This is a genomic window from Variovorax sp. LjRoot130 (assembly GCF_964253755.1).
Lineage (GTDB): Bacteria > Pseudomonadota > Gammaproteobacteria > Burkholderiales > Burkholderiaceae_C > Variovorax.
The window spans coordinates 5765766-5786116 of sequence record NZ_CAXURM020000001.1; the positions used below are offsets into that span (position 1 = coordinate 5765766).

Sequence of the window (20351 nt, forward strand, 5' to 3'; positions counted from 1 at the left end):
ACCTCACCAGGAGTACGAGATGACCGAACTCTGCGCCACCCAGCCCCTCGCCGCACCGGCAGCAACGCCCGCCCATCGCCTGCCATGGAGCCTCGCCTGGCTCGCGCTCGGCGCCTTCGCGATCGGCACCGAGAGCTTCATGATCGCGGGCCTGCTGCAGTTGCTGGCCGCCGATCTGCAAGTGAGCGCGGCCCGCGCCGGCCAGCTGGTCCTGCTGTTCGCGCTGAGCTATGCGATCGGCTCGCCGCTGATGGCGGCGCTGTTCGCGCGCGTCGAGCGCCGCCGGCTGCTGATCGCGGGCCTGGCCGCCTTTGCGGCGATCGCGCTCGCGGGCTCGCTGGCGCAGAGCTTCGCGCAGCTGGCGCTGGTGCGCGTTGTGCTCGGGCTCACGGCCGGCGTGTTCCTGCCGACCGCAAGCGCGGTCGCGGCCTCGCTGACCGCTCCGAGCCTGCGCGGCCGCGCACTGGCCGTGGTGACCGGCGGCGGCACCGTCGCCGTCGCGCTCGGCGTGCCGCTCGGCGCCTGGATCGCGGGCTGGGGCGGCTGGCGCATGGCCTATCTGTTGGTCGCCATCCTCGCGGCACTCGGCGCACTGGGCCTCGCCAACGGCCTGCCGAGGCAACTGCCGCGCGAAGCCCAAGACAATGAAGCCCGCTCGCCGGCCCTCGCCGCGGCGCGCCAGCCGGGCCTGCTGCCCGCGCTGCTGACCACGGTGCTGTGGGCCACCGGCGGCTTCAGCTTCTACACCTACATCTCGGTCTTCCTCACGCAGACGCTGGGCTTCGGCGCCGAAGGCGTGGGCGCGGTGCTTTGCGCGATCGGCGTGGCCGCGGCCGTCGGCACCGCTGCCGGCGGCTGGGCCACCGACCGCTTCGACGCCGACCGCGTCGCCCGGGCCTTCGCTCTGATGCTGGTCCTGATCCTCGGCGGCCTCTCCCTGGCGGCGCAGGCCCTGCCGCGCTCGGCCGCCGTGCCGGCGATCGTCATGCTCGCGACGCTCTGGGGTTTTGCCGGCTGGGGTTTCGGCCCGGCGCAGGCGATGCGGCTGATCCGCCTGGCACCCGCGCAGGCGCCGATGACGCTCTCGCTCAATGCCTCGGCGATCTACCTCGGCATCGCGTCCGGCTCCGCGCTCGGCGGGTTGGCGATCGATGCGATCGGCGTCGGCGCGCTCGGCTGGGTCGGCTCGGCTTGCCAGTTCGCGGGCCTGATGCTGCTGATGCGCGCAGCGCGTTCCGCTCGCTGAGCTCGCTACATTTTCGATAGCACTTCACGCAGGAAGGGCGGCATCTGCCGCCCTTCGCCTCGATCCGACGGTGCATTGCCAAGCAACAGTCATACCATCTCGGTTAGAATGCGGAGTTCGTTTCGATACCCGACGAAGTATTTCGTCACTCAGCCGGCTGACCTGGAATACCAGGCCCTTCACTCTCAAGCCGGCTCACACAGTGTGTTGGTGCGCCAGACCGGGCGCCCATGATTGCCACCACTGCCTTCGTACCGTTGAAGCGAACAGCGCGCTGTCCGCTCCGGTGGGCGCCATTTCCGGCCCGGCCTGCGCCCGTTTCACTGTTTGTTCGCGCATTGCGGCGTCGCAATGCGCAGGCGCCCGATTCGAACCATCTACACACACTATTCGGAGTCCTCATGCCCAAGGAAGAACTGATCGAAATGAACGGCGCAGTCACGGAAGTGCTGCCCGATTCCCGCTACCGCGTGACCCTGGACAACGGTCACCAGCTGATCGCCTACAGCGGCGGCAAGATGCGCAAGCACCACATCCGCATCCTGGCCGGCGACAAGGTGTCGCTGGAGCTGTCGCCCTACGACCTGACCAAGGGCCGCATCACCTTCCGCCACCTGGAACGCCGCGGCCCGCCGCCGGTCAACAGCGGCAACAACTCGCAGCGCCGCTGATCCTCTTGCCGTGACGGGTCCCGCCACCGACTTCGCCGCGCTGCCGCTGACGCCGCAGACGCTCGCGAACCTGAAGCAGCTCGGCTATCTGCAGATGACGCCGATCCAGGCGGCCAGCCTGCCGCCGGCGCTGCTCGGCCGTGACCTTATCGCGCAAGCCAAGACCGGCAGCGGCAAGACCGCCGCCTTCGCGCTGGCGCTCCTGGCCAATCTCAATCCGCGCCGCTTCGCGGTGCAGGCCATGGTGCTGTGCCCGACGCGCGAGCTGGCCGACCAGGTGACGACCGAGATCCGCCGCCTGGCGCGCGCCGAAGAGAACATCAAGGTGGTCACGCTCTGCGGCGGCGTCGCATTGCGCGGGCAGCTCGCCAGCCTCGAGCACGGCGCCCACATCGTGGTCGGCACGCCAGGCCGCATCATGGATCACCTCGAGCGCGGCAGCCTCGATCTGGAAGCGCTCAACACGCTGGTGCTCGACGAGGCCGACCGCATGCTCGACATGGGCTTCTTCGACGACATCGCCAAGGTCGCGCGCCTGTGCCCCAAGGAGCGCCAGACCCTGCTGTTCTCCGCCACCTACCCCGAAGGCATCGCCCAGCTCAGCGCGCAGTTCATGAAGAACCCGCAGCAGATCACGGTGCAGGTGCAGCACGAGGAAGGCAAGATTCGCCAGCGCTGGTACGAGGTGAAGGACAGCGAACGGCTGCACGCCGTGAGCCTGCTCCTGAACCACTTCCGCCCGCCGAGCACGCTGGCCTTCTGCAACACCAAGCAGCAGTGCCGCGACCTGGTGCAGGTGCTGCAGGCGCAGGGCTTCAGCGCGCTGGCCCTGTTCGGCGAACTCGAGCAGCGCGAGCGCGACCAGGTGCTGGTGCAGTTCGCCAACCGCAGCTGCTCGGTGCTGGTCGCCACCGACGTGGCCGCGCGCGGGCTCGACATTGCGCAGCTCGAAGCCGTGATCAACGTCGATGTCACGCCCGACCCCGAGATCCACATCCACCGCATCGGCCGCACCGGCCGCGGCGATGCAGAAGGCCTGGCGCTCAGCCTGGCGAGCATGGACGAGATGGGCAGCGTTGGGAAGATCGAGCAGTTGCAGAGCCGCGAATCCGAATGGCATCCGCTGGCCGAGCTCTCGAGTGCGCAGGCCGAACCCCTGCAGCCGGCCATGGCCACGCTGCAGATCGTCGGCGGCCGCAAGGAGAAGATCCGCGCCGGCGACGTGCTGGGCGCGCTCACCGGCGAGGCCGGCTTCACGCGCGACCAGGTCGGCAAGATCAACGTCAACGAGTTTTCCACCTATGTGGCGGTCGATCGGCGCATCGCGCGCGAGGCCGTGCACAAGCTTTCCACCGGCCGCGTCAAGGGCAAGACCGTCAAGGTACGGTTGCTCGACGATGTGGCTTAATTACGCCCTTCGACCTTTTTTATCCGAGCTTTCCATGACCAAGAAAATCCGCACCGAGGCAGATCGCATTGCCACTCCCAAGCCCGTTCCGATGCCCGGCTACAGCCTGCCCAAGATGGGTGGCGGCCAGAAGGTCAGCCTCGAGCGCGGCACCGCGACCCGCAGCAAGAAGAACCCGGGCAAGCGGGCCAAGAAGGGCGGCTGAACGCGCCTCGCGCTTCATTGTCCAAGCTCCGGAATACGCGCCCTCGGGCGCGTTTTTCATGTCCGACGACTACCAGATCCACATCCCGCCTTCCTTCTTCGCGATCTACACCGACGCGAGGCAGCGCCTGCGTGAGCCGCTGGCCACCGTGCGGGCGCGCTACGAAGTGTGCGAGGACCTCGCCAACCACCTGGTGCAGCACGCGCAGCTGCTGCATCACGTCGAGGTGCCGTCGGAAGAAGAAATCCTCCTGCGCATCCATGCCGGGCTGAACTCGCCCGAGGCCGGCGTGTCCGCGGCAGAGGCTGGCTGGATCGTGCAGCGGCTGGCCGAGCTGCTCGGCTGGAACTGTCCGCCGCTCGACCATCACACCCACCGTTCGGGCTGAGCCCGTCGAGGCCTGTCCTGAGCTTGTCGAAGAAAACCCTTCGACAAGCTCAGGGGGAACGGTGGCGCGCAACCGGCGCCTCGCCCATGAGTGGAAAGGGCGGGAGCGGCCGATGCGCCACTTCCTTGGCCACGGCGTGCTCCATGCCCAGTCCGCGCAACACGCAGGTCGCGACCTCGCGGCCATGGTTCGGCGGCGCCAGCCCCAGCACCACGCTGCGCATGGCCTGTGCGACGGTGCCGTTGATCAGGTCCATCGCCGCCGCCTCGTTGGGAATGCGAAAAGCCTTCTGCTTCACGCCCAGGCGCAGGTCGGCCAGCACATAGTCGCGGATCTCGAGCAGCAGCTCGGGCGCCGCGGCCGCCACGTCCAGCATCATCAGCGCCCACTGCGGGCTCTGCTCGGCCAGCCAGATGTAGCGCTGGTTGCCGATCGCCATGCGCTGCGCGCCCTCGGCGATCCCTTGCTGGCTGTCGGCGATGCGGCGGCACAGCGTGTCGGCCAGCAGCAGCGCGACGGCGCTCGCGACTTCCTCCTTGGTCTTGAAGTGGTTGTAGACCGTGCCGGTCGTCATGCCCGCGACTGCCGCCAGTTCCTGCATGGTGGCGCCGGCGAAGCCGCGCGCCGTGAAGACCCGGATCGCCGCCTGCACCAGCTGCACCCGCGTGCGCTCGCGCTTCGCCAGGCCCAGCTGGGGCCGCCACACACTTTCGGCCAGGGCCTCTGGCAAAAGTGGTATGGACGGGTCGCCCAAATTCAGGACATCATTCATTTTTAGACACATCCATCATTTTTGCCCCCAACCTTCATTTATAGAGAGTTTGCCATGCCTCCCGATCTCCGCCTCGGCTATCTGGTCTTCGAAGCGCGCCGTCTTCCTCGATGGGAGGCGTTCTGCCAACACATGCTCGGCCTCGCCGCGCCTGCGGCCAACATCGACGGCAGCCTCGGCTGGCAGATCGACGAAGCCTGCCAGCGGCTGATCGTTCAGGAAGGCCCGACCGACGACCTGGCGGCGCTGGGCCTCGAATGCGCGAACGACGAGGTGCTAGACAGCCTGCTGCAGCGCCTTCGCCAGGGCGGCATCGAAGTGACGGCAGCCGACGCGGCGCTTCGCAGTGCGCGCCGCGTGCAGCGGCTTCATCGCTGCACCGACCCTTGCGGCAACAGCGTCGAGCTGTTCACCGGCCTGGCCGCCGCCGCGCAGCCTTTCGCCTCGCCGGCCTTTCCCGAAGGTTTCCGCACCGGCGAGCTGGGCCTGGGCCATGCCGTGCTGGTGTCGCACGAGCTGGCGGCGATGGAGGCCTTCTACGTCGGCCTGCTGGGCTTCGGCGTGACGGAGCGGCTCGCAACGCGTGTCGGCCCGATGGACATCCGCGGCGTGTTCCTGCACTGCAACCGCAGGCATCACTCGATCGCGCTGTTCGACATGCCGCTGTCCAAGCGCATCCACCACTTCATGCTGCAGGCCGAGCGGCTCAGCGACATCGGCATCGCCTTCGAGCGAGCGCGCCGCCACAAGGTGCCGCTCTCGCTGGAACTCGGCCAGCATCCCGATCCCGACGGCACCTTCTCCTTCTACGGCGCCACGCCCTCGGGCTTCGACTTCGAGATCGGCGCCGGCACGCAGACCATTGACCCCACGGGCTGGGAAACACAGCACACCGATGTCACCAGCGCCTGGGGCCACAAGCCGAAGCTGCGCCTGCAATTGAAGATGGCCGCCGGGCTGATCACGCAGAAGATGTCCGGCGCACCGCGCCAGGCGAAGGAGCTCGCATGACGACAACGACCAAGCGCTGGCTCAAGCGCGGCGCCCTGGCCCTGCTGATCCTCGTCGCCCTCGCCGCCGCCGCCCTGTTCGCCGGCGACCAGCTGGCCCGCCACAAGATGCAGCGCAAGCTCGAGGTCGCGGTGAAGGCCGTGCCCGTCCGCGAAGACGCGGCCGCGCTCGAACGCGGTCGCTATCTCTACGCCTCGCGCGGCTGCGTCGACTGCCACGGCGCCCAGGGCAACGGCAGGATGTTCCTCGACGACGGCAAGGGCATGCGCATCGCCGGGCCCAACATCAGCCCCGGCCCCGGCAGCGTGGTCGCGGGCTACGCGCCGGAAGACTGGGTGCGCGCCATCCGCCACGGCGTCGACCCCAAGGGCCGCGTGCTGATGGTGATGCCGAGCGAGGACTACAACCGCTTCACCGACGAAGACCTCGCCTCCCTGGTCGGCTACATCCGCAAGATGGAGCCCGCCGCGGGCGGTGCGGCGGTACTCGACCTGCCGCTGCCGGTGCGCGCCTTCTACGGCTTCGGACTGATGCACGACGCCGCCTCGAAGATCGATCACACGCTGCCGCCCGCGCAGCCGGTGCCCGACGGCGTGAGCGTGGCGCACGGCGCCTACGTGGCCAACATGTGCCTGGGCTGCCACGGCGTCAAGCTCAACGGCGGCAAGATTCCCGGCGGCCCGCCCGACTGGCCGGCCGCGGCCAACCTGACGCCTGGCGAACGCACGTCCATGACGCACTATGCCGACGCCGATACCTTCGCGCGCATGTTCAAGACCGGCAACCGGCCCGACGGCACGCCGATCAAGGTCATGCCCTTCGGATCGCTCGGCCAGATGAACGACACCGACGTGCGCGCGCTCTTCCTGTACCTGAAGAGCCTGCCGCCCAGTCCGCAGGGTTAGCGTCCCGCGAGCGCCTCGCGAAGCCAGGGACGTGGAAGGCCGCTTGCCTGCAACGCCGTCGCGCCTGTCCTTGATCAAGCTCGCACAGCGCGAGCGCACGGGTCCCGCGGCCCGGCACGAAGTCGTGGCCAGTGTGGACAGCGCGACCGGTCGTCCGAGGGCCTCGCGATCAGTCGCGACGGCCGCCACATCGCGACGGTGAACATGCGCGAAACCGCCTTCGCACCCGATTCGCCGCGCTACACCAAGCAGGCTTCGATCAGCTATTTCAGCTTCGACCCCGGCCGCAGCGCACTCGCCAAGGTGGGCGACTATCCCTTCGAGGGCATGCTGCCGGAGGGCGGCAGCTTCGATGCCGCCGGCCGGCATTTTCTGGCGACGGTCTTCGAATACGCGGACGGCAGCACGCCCGCCGGCGGCATCGAAGTCTGGCGCGTGGGCGATGCCGGCAAGCCGGGCCTGACGCACCTCGGCCGCATCGTGGTGCCGCACTGCGCGCACCACGTCGAGCTCACGCCCTAATCGATCTTCGCGCCCGAGGCCTTGACCACCACGCCCATCGCGTCCCAGTCGGCGCGCAGCAGCTTCTGGAAATCCTCGGCGCCGGAACTGCGCGGCTCGACGCCGAGGCGCGTCAAGCGCTCCTGCATCGCCGGCTCGGCGATCACCTTGTTGAGCGCCGCATTGATCTTGTCGACCTCGGCCTTGGGCGTGCCGGCCGGTGCGAGCAGGCCGATCCACGAATCGAACTCGTAGCCCGGCAGGCCGCTCTCCATCGCGGTCGGCAGCTTGGGCAGGAAGGGGCTGCGGACCCTGCCGGTGGAGGCCAAGAGCGTGATGCGCGCGTCGCCCTGCAGGCCGATCACGCCGATGCTCGACGAAGTCACCGCCTGCACGCGGCCGGCCAGCACCTCGTTCACCGCCTCGCCGGTGGACTTCATCGGGATGTGCGTCATCTGCAGACCGGCCTTGGCGAGGAAGGAGGCCATCGCGAGGTGCGTGGCGCTGCCGTTGCCGGCCGAGGCGTAGTTGTACTTGCCCGGATTCGCCTTCACCTCGCGAATGAACTCCGCCGTGTTCGACACCTTCATGTCGCTCGACACCGCGACCACGTAGCCGGCATTGCCGATGCTGGCCACGCCGACGAAGTCCTTGAGCGGGTCGTAGGGCAGCTTGCTGTAGAGATGGCCCGCGATGTGGTGGCTGGCCGCAGCCAACACCAGCGTGTTGCCGTCGGCCGGCGCCTTGGCGACGATCGCCGCGCCCACCGTACCGCCCGCGCCCGCGCGGTTCTCGACGATCACGCTGGCATTGAGCGCCGTGCCCAGCTCGTTGTTGAAGGCGCGCGCCACCGTGTCCTGCACGGCGCCGGTGCCGAAGGGCACCACGATGCGGATCACGCGCTGCGCATGCGCGGGCGCCGCGGCCGCCAGGGCCAGCAGGCCGGCCGCGGCGAAGGCGGCCAGGGAACGTCGGGTGAACAGGTGGGACATCGCAGCGGCCGCTTTCGTCATGGTTGTTCTGGAAGTTCAGGTGCCGGCCGGAAGCCAGCGCTCCACCAGCTTCACGAAGTAGCTGGCGCCGATCGGAATGATCTCGTCGTTGAAGTCGAAAGACGTGTTGTGGATGATGCAAGGACCGGGCCCGTGGCCTTCGAGCCGGTGGTCGCCATCGCCGTTGCCGAGGAAGGCATAGCAGCCCGGCCGCGCGAGCAGCATGTGGGCGAAGTCCTCGGCGCCCATCACTGCGGGCAAGTCGTCGGTCACCATGTCCTCACCCACCACCTCGCGCATCACGCTCGCCGCGAACTGCGCCTCGGCCTTGTGGTTGACCACCGGCGGCGAGGCGCGCACGAAGCTCACCTCGGCCGTGCACTCGTGCGCCTGCGCGATGCCCTGGGCCAGCGTGCGCAGGCGCTCCTCGATTCGGTCCAGCGCGGGAATCGAGAAGGTGCGCACCGTGCCGCCCAGCGTGGCGACGTCGGGAATCACGTTCGGCGCGTCGGAGCCTTGCAGCTGCGTGACCGCGAGCAGCGCGCGCTCGGTGCTCGCGATGGTCTTCGGCACCAGGGTCTGCAGCGCCTGCGCCAGCGCGACGACGGCACCCACCGGGTCGATGCCCGTGTGCGGCATCGAGGCATGCGTGCCGCGGCCGCGCATCGTGATCTTGTAGGTGTTGCTCGAGGCCATGAGCGCGCCTTCGTTGAGCGCGAAGCGGCCGACCTCGCCCACGGGAAAGTTGTGCAGCGCAAACACCGCGTCGCAGGGGAAGCGGTCGAAGAGCCCGTCCTGGATCATCTTCTTGGCGCCCGCCTTGCCCATCTCTTCGGCCGGCTGGAAGATGAAGTTCACCGTGCCGTCGAAGCGGCTGCCCTTCTGCGCCAGGTGCCATGCGGCCGCCAGCAGCATCGTCGTATGGCCGTCGTGGCCGCAGGCATGCATGCGGCCCGCGTGGGTGGACTTGTGGGCGAACTCGTTGGCCTCGGCAAGCGGCAGCGCATCCATGTCGGCACGCAGGCCGATGCTGCGCGTGCCTGTGCCCTGGCGCAGCACGCCCACCAGCCCGGTGCCGGCGATGCCGCGGTGCACCTCGATGCCCCATTCGGCGAGCAGCTTGGCGACCTTCTCGGAGGTGCGGTGCTCTTCGAAGCCCAGCTCGGGATGCGCGTGGATGTCGCGGCGAATGTCGACGAAGCGGCTGACGTCTGCGAAGGAATCGGCGAGGTTCATGGCGGCGGTCGTGGGGAAGAAGCCACGGATTCTGACGCAGCTTGGCCCGGCGCGCGTCCCGGCCTAGGATGGCGCATCACCGATCCGATGAAGGCCCGCCATGAGCAACGAGCTGCGCAGAAAACTGCACGAGCTGCAGGAGCTGTCGAACAACGCGCCCGACCCCCAGACGCGCGCCATCATCGAGGCCCTGCGGCTTCAGACCGCGATCCTCAACGAGCGCCTGTTCGCCATCGAGCTGCAGCTGGCCGAACTCGGCAAGGGCGGCCTGCCGCAGCCGGAGCCCTGAGCGTCGCGCTCAGGCGCGTGCGGCGTCGCGCTTGCGCGTGGCGGCGGCCTTCTTCGCCGAGGCCGAGCGCTCCGCGGCGCTCCGGCTGGCGGAGGCCGAACCGCCGATGTGGCCGCCCTTGCGCGAGGGCGCATGGCTCTCGGCCTTGCCGCGGCCCGAGCCGCTCTTCTTGCCGCCGCCGGTCTCCGCGTTCACGGTGGCCCATGCGCGCCGCTCGGCTTCACCCTTTGCGACGCCGCGTTTCTCGTAGCCTTCCTCGATGTGCTCGGCCTTGCGTTTCTGCTTGTCCGAATAGGACGACTTGTCACCTCTTGGCATGACGATTCCTTTCGTAAGACCTGGAATACGGCAAGGCTGCGCTTCACGAATCACCGGTAGCGCAGGCCGGCTTACCGCCTCTGCGTCGGCGATGGCTCACCGGGCTCGGCGCGCCCGAACAAGGGCTGCACATGCCACCAGCCCGGCAGCAGCGCGCGGATCTCCTGCTGCGCGAAGCGGTCGTCGAGCAGGTACAGCACGCCCGCGTCCTCTTCGCTTCGAATCACGCGTCCGGCGGCCTGCACCACCTTCTGCAGCCCCGGATAGACATAGGTGTACTCGTAGCCGTCGCCGAACAGCGCCTGCATGCGCTCGCGCATGATCTCGTTGGCCTCGTTGTGCTGCGGCATGCCCAGGCTGGCGACGAAGGCACCGACCAGCCGGTCGCCCGGCAGATCGATGCCCTCGCCGAAAGCGCCGCCGAGCACCGCGAAGCCGATGCCCTGGCCGCCGGGCGCGAAGCGCGCGAGGAAGGCCTCGCGCTCGGGCTCCCGCATGCCGCGCGACTGTGCCCACACGGGCACGCCGGGGTGCCGTGCCGCGAAGGCCTGCAAGGCGCTGTCCAGGTAGTCGAAGCTGCTGAAGAAGGCCAGGTAGTTGCCCGGGCGCTCGGTGAACTGGCCTCCGATGATGTCGATGAGCGCCGCGAGCGAGCGGCCGCGGTCGCGAAAGCGCGTCGAGACGTGCATGGCCACGCGCACCGTCAATTGTTCGCTACGAAAGGGCGAGTCGACGTCCAGCGTGGCCGTGTCCTGCGGCAGGCCCAGCGTGTCGCGGTAGAAGGAAAAAGGCGCGAGCGTGCCCGAGAAGCAGGCAGCCGACGCGCAATCGGCGAAGCGCTGTTCGAGGAAGGGCGCCGGCACCAGGTTGCGGATGGCCAGCGCCGCGGCACCGCCTTCGCCGAGAGTGGATTCGAAGACCGAATGCGTGCCGAAGGAATCGGCCAGGCGCAGGAAGTGCAGCGCATCGAAGAAGAAGCGCTGCAGCGGACCTTCCGCTTCGTCGGGACGGGCGGCGAAGTGCTCGGCCATGGCCGAGACCGCCTCCTGCAAGGCGCGCTCGAAGCGCTCGGCAATGGCCTCGTGCACCTGGTAGGCGACGGCCTGGTCGCGCTGCTGCAGCGTCCACTCGCGCTGCAGCTTGCCCAGCACCGGCTTGAGGCCGGCCGGTGCATGGCGCCGCGCCTCCGCCAAGGCCCCGGTTTCCAGCTCTGCGCTGTACATGCCGCGCGCGCGGCCCAGCAGGTTGTGCGCCTCGTCGACCAGGAGCGCCACGCGCCACTCTTCCTCTTTCGTCAACGCGTAGAGGAAGGCGCTGCTGTCGAAGTAGTAGTTGTAGTCGCCCACGATCACGTCGCTCCAGCGAGTCATCTCCTGGGCCAGGAAGTAGGGACAGACCTGGTGCGACAGCGCGATGCGGCGCGTGGCCTCGCGGTCCAGCCAGCCCGCTTGCGCGGCTTCGGCGCGAGCCGCGGGCAGGCGGTCGTAGAAGCCGCGCGCGAGCGGGCAGGCCTCGCCGTGGCAGGCTCGGCCCGGGTACTCGCAGACCTTCTCGCGCGCCGCGAGTTCGAGCACGCGCAGCGGCGCGTTCTCGCCAGCGAGCAGGCGCAGGCTGTCGAGCGCGAGCGCCCGGCCCGAGGTCTTGGCCGTGAGGAAGAAGATCTTGTCGATGTGCTCCGAAGGGCGCGCCTTGAGCAGCGGGAACAGGGTGGCCACCGTCTTGCCGATGCCGGTGGGCGCCTGCGCCAGCAGGCAGCGCCGCGAGGCGGCCGAGCGGTAGACGGCTTGCGCCAGCTCGCGCTGACCGTGCCGGAACCCGGCGTGCGGAAAGGCCAGCCCGGCGAGCGCTTCGTCGAGTTCCGCGCGATGGCCGGCCTCCTGCTCGGCCCATGCGAGGTAGCGCCCGCACAGCGCCTCGAAGTCCTCGCAAAGCGCCTCGCGCGTCCAGCTCTCGGCCAGCGCAAACTCCTCGCCGGTCGCGAGTTCGAGGTACACCAGCGCGACCTCGATGTCGGGCAGCGAACGCTCTTCGCACAGCATCCAACCGTAGACCCTGGCCTGCGCCCAGTGCAGTGCGCGATGGTTCGAGCGGATGCCCGCGAACTCGCCGCGAAAGGTCTTGATCTCTTCCAGCCTGCAGCGCCCGGCGTCGTAGCCGTCGGCGCGCCCGCGCACCTGCAGCCGGCCGAAGCGCGAGGCGAGCGCCACCTCGCTCTCGTAGTCGGCATCGCGCCGGCCCTGCACCAGGCGATGCCCGGCAATGCCTTCCTGCGCGCTCGGCGCGGGCACGAAGCGCAGATCGAGATCGCCCGCCTTCGCGGCGAAGGCGCACAGCGATTTCACCGAGACCGCAAGGGTCGGCGCAGTGGCAGTGAAAGAAGCGGGTTCGGTGCGCATGCCGTGATCTGTATGAGTATGAGGGGTATCCGCGTAGCTCCAGCAAACGGCCGAGCACTGGATGCGCATCCACGCTTCCGCGCTAGGCGCAAGCGACGACAGTGCAGCGCGAAGGCGGCCTCTGACCCTCGTCGATGTGGCCGCGTAGCTGGGCGCGCGATTGAGCAGTTCTTCGTCGGAGAGGTCCCGGGCACTGTCATGCTTTGAGCGACGCGCCTGAGAAGCGCCAGCCTCTTCGCGCGACGCTCCACCAACTGAGCTACACCGCGAAAAGATGACGCCAGGTAGGTCGGGTATTGGCCGGCCATCTGCGGCCCGCGCCTTGCTAGAGACAGAGATCGCTTCGTTTGTCTTGCCGACGAATGTGCCTGACGATGTCTCGTCGATCCTTCGCGCCCTCGATCTGGCCGGCCGCGGTCATGGAAGTTCCCGGAACGAGCTTGCCTGGGTCACGAATGAACGCGTCGAGGGTGTCGTCAGACCACACGATTCCGGAGTTCTTGAGTTCTTCGGTGTAGTTCTTGTAGTCGGCCACGCTGCCCGCGCGGCGTCCGAAGACGCCTTCAAGTTTTGGGCCGTTCCGATTGCAGGCGATCGAATGACATGCCGCGCACTTGGCACGAAACAGATTCTCCGCGCGCGACACGTCCGTCGCACGCGCAGGTTGAAAGCCGACCATCAGAACAAGGATCGTCAGAGCTTGCAGAGCAATGGCATTCATCTAGCGCTCCGAGTGGTCACCGGCCTGGAGAGCGTATTGAAGCGACAAAGGAGCTATGGCGCAATACAGCAGCTAGGAATGGTGCGTGGTCTTCCTGACCGCCGCTAACTATGGACGTTTATCCAGTAGATTGCCCTCCGCTGGAGCTAAGCAGATATACAGTGGCCTTGGAAGGGAAGATAAAAACCATCCACTTGGATGGTGCTAGGATGGCGCCATGCCACGAAAAAGCGCCACCCTGGCCTCCGCCGCAAAGCCGGTCGACGAAAAGATCACGATCAACGTGGGCTGCGTCGATCTCGGGCAAATCGACCTGCTGGTGCAGGAAGGCTTCTATGCCAACCGCACCGACCTGATCCGCACCGCGATCCGAAACCAGCTGGCCACGCAGATCGACGTCGTGCGGCAGGTCGTCTCGCGCAAAGCCCTGGTGCTTGGCATCCAGCACTACTCCGCTGCCGACCTGCAAGCCGTTCAAGCGGCCGGTGAGACCTTGCAAATCCGCGTGCTGGGACTGGCTGCGATCGCTCTCGACGTCACCCCTGCGCTGGCGCTGGCCACCATCGAGTCCATCACCGTGCTGGGGGCGCTGCACGCGAGTCCGGCCGTGAAGGCTGCGCTCGCCGGACGCATCGGCTGAACCCCAACCCCTCTGAAAGACCAAGATGAACCCTGACTTCAAGCATCTGATGGCGGAAGCGAGCCGGATGACCCGGGCGGGCGACCTTCACGCGGCAACCGCTGCGATCCAGGCCGCGCTGGGCCGCATGGGACTCGCGCAGCCGACGATGAGCGAAATGCCGGACGTGATCGACGTCGAGGCCCGGCGAGTGCCTGAGCGCCGGCCGGCGGGCGTCGATCTGGAGGCGCCGGCCGCGTACGTCGATGTACCCGCTTCGGGCAGTTTTATCGCCGGCAGCTTTGCCGACGCAGCCGGCCGCCGCGACTACAAGCTCTTCGTCCCGCCGCAGGCCGGCGAACGCGCGCTGCCATTGGTCGTGATGCTTCATGGCTGCACCCAGGATCCCGACGATTTCGCCGCCGGCACGGCGATGAACGAGGCTGCGCTGGCGCAGGGCTTCTTCGTGCTGTATCCGGCGCAGTCGCGCCAGGCGAATCCACAGGGTTGCTGGAACTGGTTCAAGCACAGCCATCAGCAACGCGGCCGCGGCGAGCCCGCGCTCTTGGCGGGCATGACACGCGATGTGATGGCGCGTCACGCGATCGACCCCCAGCGCGTCTACGTCGCCGGGCTGTCGGCGGGCGGCGCGATGGCCGCGATCCTGGGTGAAGCGTATCCCGACCTGTTCGCGGCGGTCGGGGTCCACTCCGGCCTGGCAGCGGGTGTCGCATCCGACCTGCCGGCTGCTTTGATGGCGATGAAGGCCGGCGGCGCGATCCAGGGCGATGTGGCCAGCGGCGTGCCGACCATCGTCTTCCACGGCGATGCAGACGCCACCGTCCATGCGAACAACGGCGCTCAGGTCATGGCCGCCAGCGTGGGGAAAACGACCTCCGTCGACGTCGAACATGTGCAGAGCAACGGCGGTCGCGGCGCAACCCGGCATTCGCACCGCTCGGCCGACGGGCGCGTGGTGGCCGAACACTGGGTGGTCCATGGCGGCGCTCACGCGTGGTCGGGGGGCAGCGCCAAGGGTTCCTATACGGATGGCCGGGGCCCCGACGCCAGCGCCGAGATGCTGCGCTTCTTCTTCGAGCATCCGCGGCTGCCGGCGCACTGATCGCCGGGGGCTCAGTCGATCAACCGGTTCTTCAGCGCGTAGTACGTCAGGTCGCTGTTGGAAGAGAGATTCATCTTCTCCATCATGCGCGTGCGATAGGTGCTCACGGTCTTCACCGACAGCGACAGGTGATTCGCGATGTTGCCCGCGGTCTCGCCCTTGGCCAGCTTGAGGAAGACCTGGAACTCGCGTTCCGACAGCTGCTCGTGCGACGCGGCGTCGTTCTTGCGATCGAGCTGGCGCGCCAGCAGTTCGGCCACGCCGGGCGTGATGTAGCGGCGGCCCAGCGAGACGAGGCGAATCGCGTTCACGATCTCCATCGGCTCGCATTCCTTGTTGAGATAGCCGCTCGCGCCCTGGCGGATCAGGTTCATCGCGTAGTGCTCCTCGGGGTAGCCGCTCAGGACGAGGATGCCGACCCCCGGCGCCTTGGCGCGGATCATCGCGATGGCATCGATGCCGCTCTGTCCGGGCATCGAGAGATCCATGACGAGCACGTCGATCTCCGTGGTGCGCACCAGCTCGATCGCCTCGCGCCCGCTGGCGGCTTCGCCGACCACGCGCAGGTCCACGTGCTGGGAAAAAAAGTCGCGCAGCCCCGTACGCACGATGGCGTGGTCGTCCACGATGCCGATCTTGATCATCCGATTGCTCCTCGCGGGCCACGGGAAACGCTCGAGAAGTCAAGCGCGAGGCCCTGACGGAGGATGCGGTCCAGGCTCGGGCGCGCGCGTGAGGGCACCGCCCGCGCATGCGTAGGTCGAAGCGTCGGGTTTCCGGGCATCCCGAACCCGATGCCGTCCGACATCCGCATGCCCAGGCGCTGCGTAGCTTCCGGGACATCGCTCACTTCATCTCGAGGAATACGCCATGGAATCCTCAGACCTTCGCCCCCTCGCGCTCGTGACGGGCGCCTCTTCGGGCATCGGCCTCCATCTGGCCAAGCAGGCGGCGCAGAACGGCTTCGACCTCGTGATCGGTGCCGACGAGCCGCTCGAGCAGGCCGCGGGCGAGCTGCGCATGCTGGGCGCCGAGGTGACCAGCGTGCAGGCGGACTTCGCAATGCGCGAGGGCGTCGACAAGCTGTTGCTCGCCGCCGGGGAGCGCAACATCGATGCGCTCTTCGCCAATGCGGGGCACGGCCTCGGCGGCGCCTTTCTCGACCAGGACTTCGCCGCGGTCCAGCACGTGATCCATACCAACATCACCGGCACCATCTACCTGCTGCAGCGCGTGGCGCGCCACATGAAGGAGCGCGGCCAGGGCCGCATCCTGATCACCGGCTCGATCGCCGGCTTCCAGCCCGGCAGCTTCCAGGCCGTCTACAACGCCACCAAGGCCTTCATCGACTCCTTCTCCTTCGCGCTGCGCAACGAGCTCAAGGACACCGGCGTCACGGTGAGCTGCCTGATGCCGGGCGTGACCGACACGCACTTCTTCGCGCGCGCCCACATGCTCGACACCAAGCTGGCCCAGCAGGAGGACAAGGCCGACCCGGCCGAGGTGGCCAAGGTTGGCTTCGAGGCCATGATGAAAGGCGAGGCCGACGTGATCGCGGGCTGGAAGAACAAGATGCAGGCCGCGCTCGCCCATGTGACGCCGTCCGACACGCTGGCCGAGCAGCACCGCAAGCTGGCCCAACCCGGAAGCGCACGCGAGCCGGAGCGCGCCGGCCATGCCGAACGGTGACGGCACTGCAGCGGCCAAGGCCGCCGCGGAGTACCTCGGAGATCACGGCCTGGTGCTGGTGACGGCCGAGTCCTGCACCGCGGGCCTGATCGCCTCGCGCCTGGCCGAGGTGCCGGGTGCGGGCCAGGTGCTGGAGTCGGCCTTCGTGGTGTACGACCCCAAGGCCAAGCAGCGCTACCTGGGCGTGAGTGCCGGGACCATCGACCGCTACAACCTCACGAGCGAACCGGTGGCGCTGGAGATGGCCCGCGGCGCGCTCAAGCACAGCGACGCGAACCTGGCCATCGCCAACACCGGCGTGGCCGACGATGCCGACCCGGCGTCCAGGCCCGGAACCCAGTGCTTCGCGTGGGCCTTCCGCGAAGGCAAGCGCACGCAGATCTTCACCGAGACGCAGCGCTTCATCGGCCGCCGCAACGAGATCCGCGAGGCTGCTGCGGACTACGCGCTGGAGCGCATCGCGCTCTACCACCGGCGCTTCAAGCACTGAAGAAGAAAGGCCCGCTTCCGCTCAGCCGACCGAAACGACCAGCAGCGCGAGCGAGGCGGGCGCCATCGCGGCCGTGGCGAGCCAGCCCAGCAGCTTCATCGGCCGGTGCCGCGCCGCGCTGTGGGACTTCGTCGAGTCTGCGCGGTGGACGCGGCCTTGGACGACAAGGTGCGGGACGGCTGCTGTCTACGGTGGTTTGCAGCAACCCCTCATCCGCAGGAGCACACAGCCATGACTTCTTCTTCCGATTCCGGCGATGTCGCCGTGCAACAGCGCAAGGTGCAGCGCGAACAGGACGCCAAGGACCGCGCGCCCGACAAGCCCAAGAGCAAGAAGCCGGTGCAGGCCGGCCACCGCCCCGAGCCCGAGAACCCGATGCCGGCGCAGCATCTCAAGAAGCCCGGGCTCGAAGTCGAGATGGACCTGCAGCCGCGCTTCAAGGCCTCGGGCTACCTCGGCAGCGGCAAGCTCGACGGCATGGTGGCGCTGGTGACCGGCGGCGACTCGGGCATCGGCCGCGCGGTGGCGCTGCTGTATGCGCGCGAGGGCGCGGAGGTCGCGATCGTCTACCTCGATGAAGAGCAGGTCGATGCCGAGGAGACCAAGCGCTGCGTCGAGGCCGAGGGCAAGCACTGCGTGCTGATCCCCGGCGACGTGCGCGACCCGGCCTTCTGCAAGCGCGCGGTGGAAGAGACCGTGCAGGCCTTCGGCAAGCTCGACATCCTGGTCAACAACGCGGCCTTCCAGCTGCATGCGGCGAGCATCGAGGACATCACCGACGAACGCCTCGACCTCACCTTCAAGACCAACATCTACGGCTACTTCCAGATGGCGCGCGCCGCGGTCCCGCACCTGCGCAAGGGCGGCTCGATCATCAACTCCGGCTCCGTCACCGGGCTGGAGGGCAGCCCGCAGCTGCTGGACTACGCCACCACCAAGGGCGCGATCCATGCCTTCACCAAGTCGCTCGCGAGCAACCTGCTGGACCGCGGCATCCGCGTCAACGCGATCGCGCCGGGGCCTGTGTGGACGCCGCTGAACCCCTCCGATCGACCGGCCGAGGAGGTGCAGAACTTCGGCAAGCACACCGACATGAAGCGGCCCGCGCAGCCCGAAGAGATGTCGCCCGCCTACGTGTTCCTCGCGGCACCGTGCTGCGCGAGCTACATCACGGGCATCGTGCTGCCGATCACCGGGAGCGTGGGCGCGGTTTAGCGCGGCGCCGGTGCCGGTACCAGCGCGAAGCCAGCACGTTGCCGAGCGTCACGGCGCCGAGCAGCAGCAGCTGGCGGATCAGCACGGCGCTGGCGCGCGCCACGCGCCAGTCGATCTCCGCCTGCGCCGCGGCCGTGCGGCCCAGCCCCGAATAGTCGGGCGGCGGCGGCGGCGTTTCGACCGATGCCACCGCCGCGCTGCCGTCCACACGATCGGTGCCGGCCGCGTCCTCGGCCGCACTCGCCTCGGTGGCCGCCACCGCCTTGACGCCCGAGACGGAACCATGCTCGCTGGCATAGACCTTGGTGAACTCGGCGCCCAGCAGGAAGATCTGCGCCGCGTAGTAGACCCAGGCCACCAGCACCACCAGCGAGCCCGCCGCGGCGAAGGATTCGTTGACGCCGCTCTTGCCGAGATAGAGCCCGATCGCGAGCTTGCCGAGCTCGAACAGCACGGCCGTGACGCCGGCGCCGATCCAGACGTCGCGCCACGCGATGCGTGCCGTGGGCATGAGCTTGAAGATCATCGCGAACAGCACGGTGACGATGCCCAGCGAAATCAGGACGTTGAGCGACTGCAGCATCAGCTCCCAGCCCGGCACCAGGCCGCCGAACCAGCTGCCGAAGGCGGCCAGCGCCGCGCTCACCAGCAGCGACACCATGAGCAGGAAGGCCAGTCCCAGGATCAGGCCGAAGGACAGCAGCCGCGCGCGCAGCACGGCCCACACGCCCGAGGGTTTTTCTCTTTCGGGCACGTGCCAGATGCGGTCCAGCGCGCTCTGCAGTTCGGCGAAGACGGTGGTGGCGCCGATCAGCAGCACGACCATGCTGATCAGGCCGGCGACCAGCCCCTTGCCGGGCTCGTCGACGCTGCGCAGCAGCGACTCCACCGCGACGGCGCCCTCGCGCCCCACCAGCCCCGAGACCTGCGCCACGATCTGGCCCTGCGCCGCCTCGCGCCCGAAGAGCGCGCCGGCGATCGCGATGACGATCACCAGCAAGGGCGCCAGCGAGAAGATCGTGTAGTAGGAGATGGCCGCGCCCATGCTCGGCGCGTAGTCGTCGACCCAGGCCATGACGGCCTTGCGGCACAGGTCGAAGAGCTGCTTGGCTTTCATGGCGGGCGACTGTCGTCGTGGACGCAATGTCTTTCTCCGCACACCGATGCGCCATGCGCCAAGCTTGCGACTTGGAGTAGGCGGCGGCTCACGCCCCACGCCGTCGCTGCTAGTGCTTCGACACGCCGCCCAGCACCCGCACCAGCTCGTCGTACACGAGCCGCACCCGCGCCGGCACCGGCGAACGCTGCACGCGGTAGACGTAGACAGGCCAGGGCTCCGGCGCCTCCGCATCGAGCACCGGCACCAGCGCGCCCGACTGCAGCCCCGGCTCGGCCAGCGGCGCGACGAGTTGGCCGAAGCCCAGGCCGGCCAGCACGGCGGCGCATTCGGCGTCGGTGTCGTCGGTGACGAAGGCGGGCGCCGACACCGTCATTTGCCGCCCCCTGCTGAAGGGCCAGGGCCACGGGCGGCCGGAGCTGCGGTCGATCAGCGCCGTGAGCGGCAGGCGCGCGAGTTCGTCGATGCTTTGCGGCACGCCCGTGCGCGCGATGAGCGAAGGCGCCGCGACCACGCGCAGCGCCATCCTGCCGACCGGCTTGGCGACGAAGCGGCTGTCGCGCAAGGGGCCGGCGCGCACGCCGACGTCGATCTGCTGGCTCACCACGTCGGCCAGCTGCTCCGAGAGACGCAGGTCCAGCGTGAGGCCCGGATGCGCCGCCAGCATCGGCGCCAGTGCCTGCGGAATCAGCCGGCGGCCGAGCACGCTGGGCGCCGCCACGCGCACCGTACCCGCGTGCTGCGACAACGCACGGCGATCGATGCGATGAAAGAGCTGGTCCACGCCGCCGACCGCTGCACGTGCGCGCTCGGCCAGCTGGCGGCCGAAGTCGGTGAGCTGCACGCCGCGCGTGCTGCGGTGGAACAGCGACTCGCCCAGCTCTTCTTCGAGCTCGCGCACCGCGCGCGTCACCACCTGCGGCGAGACCGACAGCCGGATCGCCGCATCGCGGAAGTTCGCGGCATCGGCGGCGGTGCAGAACACGCGCAGGGCTTCGAGACGGTTGGACATGGAGTGTTCCTAATTGGCGAATTCTGA

General features: G+C 68.6%; 23 protein-coding genes. 14 read left to right on the forward strand and 9 right to left on the reverse strand.

Features of this window, described 5'->3' with window-relative positions:
• Positions 1-19: 19 nt before the first annotated feature.
• The 5 genes from ACSQ86_RS28535 (at position 20) to ACSQ86_RS28555 (ending at position 3918) form a co-directional block, all read left to right on the forward strand.
• Positions 20-1246, forward strand: coding sequence for an MFS transporter (locus tag ACSQ86_RS28535; RefSeq protein ID WP_436310116.1), 1227 nt, complete (start codon positions 20-22; stop codon positions 1244-1246).
• A gap of 401 nt (positions 1247-1647) precedes the next feature.
• Positions 1648-1917: a translation initiation factor IF-1 gene (gene infA / locus ACSQ86_RS28540; protein WP_028249914.1), complete on the forward strand. Its 270-nt coding sequence runs from the start codon at positions 1648-1650 to the stop codon at positions 1915-1917.
• A gap of 10 nt (positions 1918-1927) precedes the next feature.
• Positions 1928-3325, forward strand: a complete 1398-nt coding sequence (gene dbpA / locus ACSQ86_RS28545; RefSeq protein ID WP_436310117.1) for an ATP-dependent RNA helicase DbpA — start codon at positions 1928-1930, stop codon at positions 3323-3325.
• 34 nt (positions 3326-3359) lie between these two features.
• The gene (locus ACSQ86_RS28550; RefSeq protein ID WP_170855639.1) at positions 3360-3530 is read left to right on the forward strand and encodes a hypothetical protein; all 171 of its coding nucleotides are present in this window, start codon (positions 3360-3362) and stop codon (positions 3528-3530) included.
• A 58-nt stretch (positions 3531-3588) separates the two neighbouring features.
• Positions 3589-3918, forward strand: coding sequence for a hypothetical protein (locus tag ACSQ86_RS28555; RefSeq protein ID WP_436306055.1), 330 nt, complete (start codon positions 3589-3591; stop codon positions 3916-3918).
• A gap of 49 nt (positions 3919-3967) precedes the next feature.
• On the opposite strand, the gene ACSQ86_RS28560 is transcribed toward ACSQ86_RS28555, so the two are convergent.
• Positions 3968-4690 (reverse strand): TetR/AcrR family transcriptional regulator, encoded by a 723-nt coding sequence (locus ACSQ86_RS28560; protein WP_436310118.1) that lies wholly within the window; start codon positions 4688-4690, stop codon positions 3968-3970.
• 54 nt (positions 4691-4744) lie between these two features.
• On the opposite strand from ACSQ86_RS28560, the gene ACSQ86_RS28565 reads away from it, so the two are divergent.
• The 3 genes from ACSQ86_RS28565 (at position 4745) to ACSQ86_RS28575 (ending at position 7128) form a co-directional block, all read left to right on the forward strand.
• Complete coding sequence (locus ACSQ86_RS28565) at positions 4745-5701, forward strand: VOC family protein (RefSeq protein ID WP_436310119.1); 957 nt, start codon at positions 4745-4747, stop codon at positions 5699-5701.
• A complete protein-coding gene (locus tag ACSQ86_RS28570) occupies positions 5698-6606 on the forward strand; it encodes a c-type cytochrome (RefSeq protein WP_436310120.1) in 909 nt (302 codons plus the stop codon). Before ACSQ86_RS28565 ends, ACSQ86_RS28570 begins: the two co-directional genes overlap by 4 nt.
• Before the next feature lie 204 nt (positions 6607-6810).
• The gene (locus ACSQ86_RS28575; RefSeq protein WP_436306057.1) at positions 6811-7128 is read left to right on the forward strand and encodes a hypothetical protein; all 318 of its coding nucleotides are present in this window, start codon (positions 6811-6813) and stop codon (positions 7126-7128) included.
• On the opposite strand, the gene ACSQ86_RS28580 is transcribed toward ACSQ86_RS28575, so the two are convergent.
• Both ACSQ86_RS28580 and ACSQ86_RS28585 read right to left on the reverse strand, forming a co-directional pair.
• A complete protein-coding gene (locus tag ACSQ86_RS28580; RefSeq protein ID WP_436310121.1) occupies positions 7125-8120 on the reverse strand; it encodes a tripartite tricarboxylate transporter substrate-binding protein in 996 nt (331 codons plus the stop codon). The two genes, ACSQ86_RS28575 and ACSQ86_RS28580, sit on opposite strands and share 4 nt — an antisense overlap.
• 15 nt (positions 8121-8135) lie before the next feature.
• Entirely contained in the window at positions 8136-9335 is a 1200-nt protein-coding gene (locus tag ACSQ86_RS28585) for a M20 aminoacylase family protein (protein WP_436310122.1), read from the reverse strand.
• A gap of 100 nt (positions 9336-9435) precedes the next feature.
• On the opposite strand from ACSQ86_RS28585, the gene ACSQ86_RS28590 reads away from it, so the two are divergent.
• A complete protein-coding gene (locus ACSQ86_RS28590; RefSeq protein WP_436306060.1) occupies positions 9436-9624 on the forward strand; it encodes a hypothetical protein in 189 nt (62 codons plus the stop codon).
• A gap of 9 nt (positions 9625-9633) precedes the next feature.
• Here the strand turns inward: ACSQ86_RS28590 and ACSQ86_RS28595 are convergent, their stop codons facing one another.
• From ACSQ86_RS28595 to ACSQ86_RS28605, 3 genes are all read right to left on the reverse strand, one after another.
• Entirely contained in the window at positions 9634-9942 is a 309-nt protein-coding gene (locus tag ACSQ86_RS28595) for a plasmid stabilization protein (RefSeq protein ID WP_436310123.1), read from the reverse strand.
• Between the two features lie 71 nt (positions 9943-10013).
• On the reverse strand, positions 10014-12338 hold the full coding sequence (locus ACSQ86_RS28600) for a helicase C-terminal domain-containing protein (protein ID WP_436310124.1): 2325 nt from the start codon (positions 12336-12338) through the stop codon (positions 10014-10016).
• Between the two features lie 325 nt (positions 12339-12663).
• The gene (locus tag ACSQ86_RS28605) at positions 12664-13059 is read right to left on the reverse strand and encodes a c-type cytochrome (RefSeq protein WP_436310125.1); all 396 of its coding nucleotides are present in this window, start codon (positions 13057-13059) and stop codon (positions 12664-12666) included.
• A gap of 217 nt (positions 13060-13276) precedes the next feature.
• Here ACSQ86_RS28605 and ACSQ86_RS28610 point away from each other — a divergent pair, with 217 nt between their 5' ends.
• Positions 13277-13699, forward strand: a complete 423-nt coding sequence (locus ACSQ86_RS28610) for a CopG family transcriptional regulator (protein ID WP_093108520.1) — start codon at positions 13277-13279, stop codon at positions 13697-13699.
• A 25-nt stretch (positions 13700-13724) separates the two neighbouring features.
• The gene (locus ACSQ86_RS28615) at positions 13725-14801 is read left to right on the forward strand and encodes an extracellular catalytic domain type 1 short-chain-length polyhydroxyalkanoate depolymerase (RefSeq protein ID WP_436310126.1); all 1077 of its coding nucleotides are present in this window, start codon (positions 13725-13727) and stop codon (positions 14799-14801) included.
• 11 nt (positions 14802-14812) lie between these two features.
• Here the strand turns inward: ACSQ86_RS28615 and ACSQ86_RS28620 are convergent, their stop codons facing one another.
• Positions 14813-15445, reverse strand: a complete 633-nt coding sequence (locus ACSQ86_RS28620; protein ID WP_093108518.1) for a response regulator — start codon at positions 15443-15445, stop codon at positions 14813-14815.
• Positions 15446-15671: 226 nt separating this feature from the next.
• Between ACSQ86_RS28620 and ACSQ86_RS28625 the strand changes: the two genes are divergently transcribed.
• The 3 genes from ACSQ86_RS28625 to ACSQ86_RS28635 all read left to right on the forward strand — a co-directional run bounded on the left by ACSQ86_RS28625 (position 15672) and on the right by ACSQ86_RS28635 (position 18195).
• Positions 15672-16490, forward strand: coding sequence for an SDR family NAD(P)-dependent oxidoreductase (locus ACSQ86_RS28625; protein WP_436310127.1), 819 nt, complete (start codon positions 15672-15674; stop codon positions 16488-16490).
• Positions 16477-16980: a CinA family protein gene (locus ACSQ86_RS28630; RefSeq protein WP_436310128.1), complete on the forward strand. Its 504-nt coding sequence runs from the start codon at positions 16477-16479 to the stop codon at positions 16978-16980. The genes ACSQ86_RS28625 and ACSQ86_RS28630 overlap by 14 nt, the downstream gene beginning before the upstream one ends.
• A gap of 231 nt (positions 16981-17211) precedes the next feature.
• Positions 17212-18195: an SDR family oxidoreductase gene (locus ACSQ86_RS28635; RefSeq protein WP_436310129.1), complete on the forward strand. Its 984-nt coding sequence runs from the start codon at positions 17212-17214 to the stop codon at positions 18193-18195.
• On the opposite strand, the gene ACSQ86_RS28640 is transcribed toward ACSQ86_RS28635, so the two are convergent.
• The gene (locus ACSQ86_RS28640; protein ID WP_436310130.1) at positions 18170-19312 is read right to left on the reverse strand and encodes a YihY/virulence factor BrkB family protein; all 1143 of its coding nucleotides are present in this window, start codon (positions 19310-19312) and stop codon (positions 18170-18172) included. The genes ACSQ86_RS28635 and ACSQ86_RS28640 overlap by 26 nt on opposite strands.
• Positions 19313-19421: 109 nt before the next feature.
• Positions 19422-20324, reverse strand: a complete 903-nt coding sequence (locus tag ACSQ86_RS28645) for a LysR family transcriptional regulator (protein WP_436310131.1) — start codon at positions 20322-20324, stop codon at positions 19422-19424.
• Positions 20325-20351 lie beyond the last annotated feature (27 nt).

Excerpts from the sequence above, each read along its gene's own strand:
- ACSQ86_RS28645 (WP_436310131.1), bottom strand. The coding sequence starts at position 20,324 with ATGTCCAACCGTCTCGAAGCCCTGCGCGTGTTCTGCACCGCCGCCGAT.
- ACSQ86_RS28605 (WP_436310125.1), bottom strand. The coding sequence starts at position 13,059 with ATGAATGCCATTGCTCTGCAAGCTCTGACGATCCTTGTTCTGATGGTC.
- ACSQ86_RS28625 (WP_436310127.1), top strand. The coding sequence starts at position 15,672 with ATGGAATCCTCAGACCTTCGCCCCCTCGCGCTCGTGACGGGCGCCTCT.
- ACSQ86_RS28640 (WP_436310130.1), bottom strand. The coding sequence starts at position 19,312 with ATGAAAGCCAAGCAGCTCTTCGACCTGTGCCGCAAGGCCGTCATGGCC.
- ACSQ86_RS28550 (WP_170855639.1), top strand. The coding sequence starts at position 3,360 with ATGACCAAGAAAATCCGCACCGAGGCAGATCGCATTGCCACTCCCAAG.
- ACSQ86_RS28630 (WP_436310128.1), top strand. The coding sequence starts at position 16,477 with ATGCCGAACGGTGACGGCACTGCAGCGGCCAAGGCCGCCGCGGAGTAC.
- ACSQ86_RS28580 (WP_436310121.1), bottom strand. The coding sequence starts at position 8,120 with ATGACGAAAGCGGCCGCTGCGATGTCCCACCTGTTCACCCGACGTTCC.
- ACSQ86_RS28610 (WP_093108520.1), top strand. The coding sequence starts at position 13,277 with ATGCCACGAAAAAGCGCCACCCTGGCCTCCGCCGCAAAGCCGGTCGAC.
- ACSQ86_RS28555 (WP_436306055.1), top strand. The coding sequence starts at position 3,589 with ATGTCCGACGACTACCAGATCCACATCCCGCCTTCCTTCTTCGCGATC.
- ACSQ86_RS28595 (WP_436310123.1), bottom strand. The coding sequence starts at position 9,942 with ATGCCAAGAGGTGACAAGTCGTCCTATTCGGACAAGCAGAAACGCAAG.
- ACSQ86_RS28615 (WP_436310126.1), top strand. The coding sequence starts at position 13,725 with ATGAACCCTGACTTCAAGCATCTGATGGCGGAAGCGAGCCGGATGACC.
- ACSQ86_RS28600 (WP_436310124.1), bottom strand. The coding sequence starts at position 12,338 with ATGCGCACCGAACCCGCTTCTTTCACTGCCACTGCGCCGACCCTTGCG.
- ACSQ86_RS28620 (WP_093108518.1), bottom strand. The coding sequence starts at position 15,445 with ATGATCAAGATCGGCATCGTGGACGACCACGCCATCGTGCGTACGGGG.
- ACSQ86_RS28565 (WP_436310119.1), top strand. The coding sequence starts at position 4,745 with ATGCCTCCCGATCTCCGCCTCGGCTATCTGGTCTTCGAAGCGCGCCGT.
- ACSQ86_RS28535 (WP_436310116.1), top strand. The coding sequence starts at position 20 with ATGACCGAACTCTGCGCCACCCAGCCCCTCGCCGCACCGGCAGCAACG.
- ACSQ86_RS28570 (WP_436310120.1), top strand. The coding sequence starts at position 5,698 with ATGACGACAACGACCAAGCGCTGGCTCAAGCGCGGCGCCCTGGCCCTG.
- ACSQ86_RS28575 (WP_436306057.1), top strand. The coding sequence starts at position 6,811 with ATGCGCGAAACCGCCTTCGCACCCGATTCGCCGCGCTACACCAAGCAG.
- ACSQ86_RS28560 (WP_436310118.1), bottom strand. The coding sequence starts at position 4,690 with ATGAATGATGTCCTGAATTTGGGCGACCCGTCCATACCACTTTTGCCA.
- ACSQ86_RS28635 (WP_436310129.1), top strand. The coding sequence starts at position 17,212 with ATGACTTCTTCTTCCGATTCCGGCGATGTCGCCGTGCAACAGCGCAAG.
- ACSQ86_RS28585 (WP_436310122.1), bottom strand. The coding sequence starts at position 9,335 with ATGAACCTCGCCGATTCCTTCGCAGACGTCAGCCGCTTCGTCGACATT.
- ACSQ86_RS28590 (WP_436306060.1), top strand. The coding sequence starts at position 9,436 with ATGAGCAACGAGCTGCGCAGAAAACTGCACGAGCTGCAGGAGCTGTCG.
- infA (WP_028249914.1), top strand. The coding sequence starts at position 1,648 with ATGCCCAAGGAAGAACTGATCGAAATGAACGGCGCAGTCACGGAAGTG.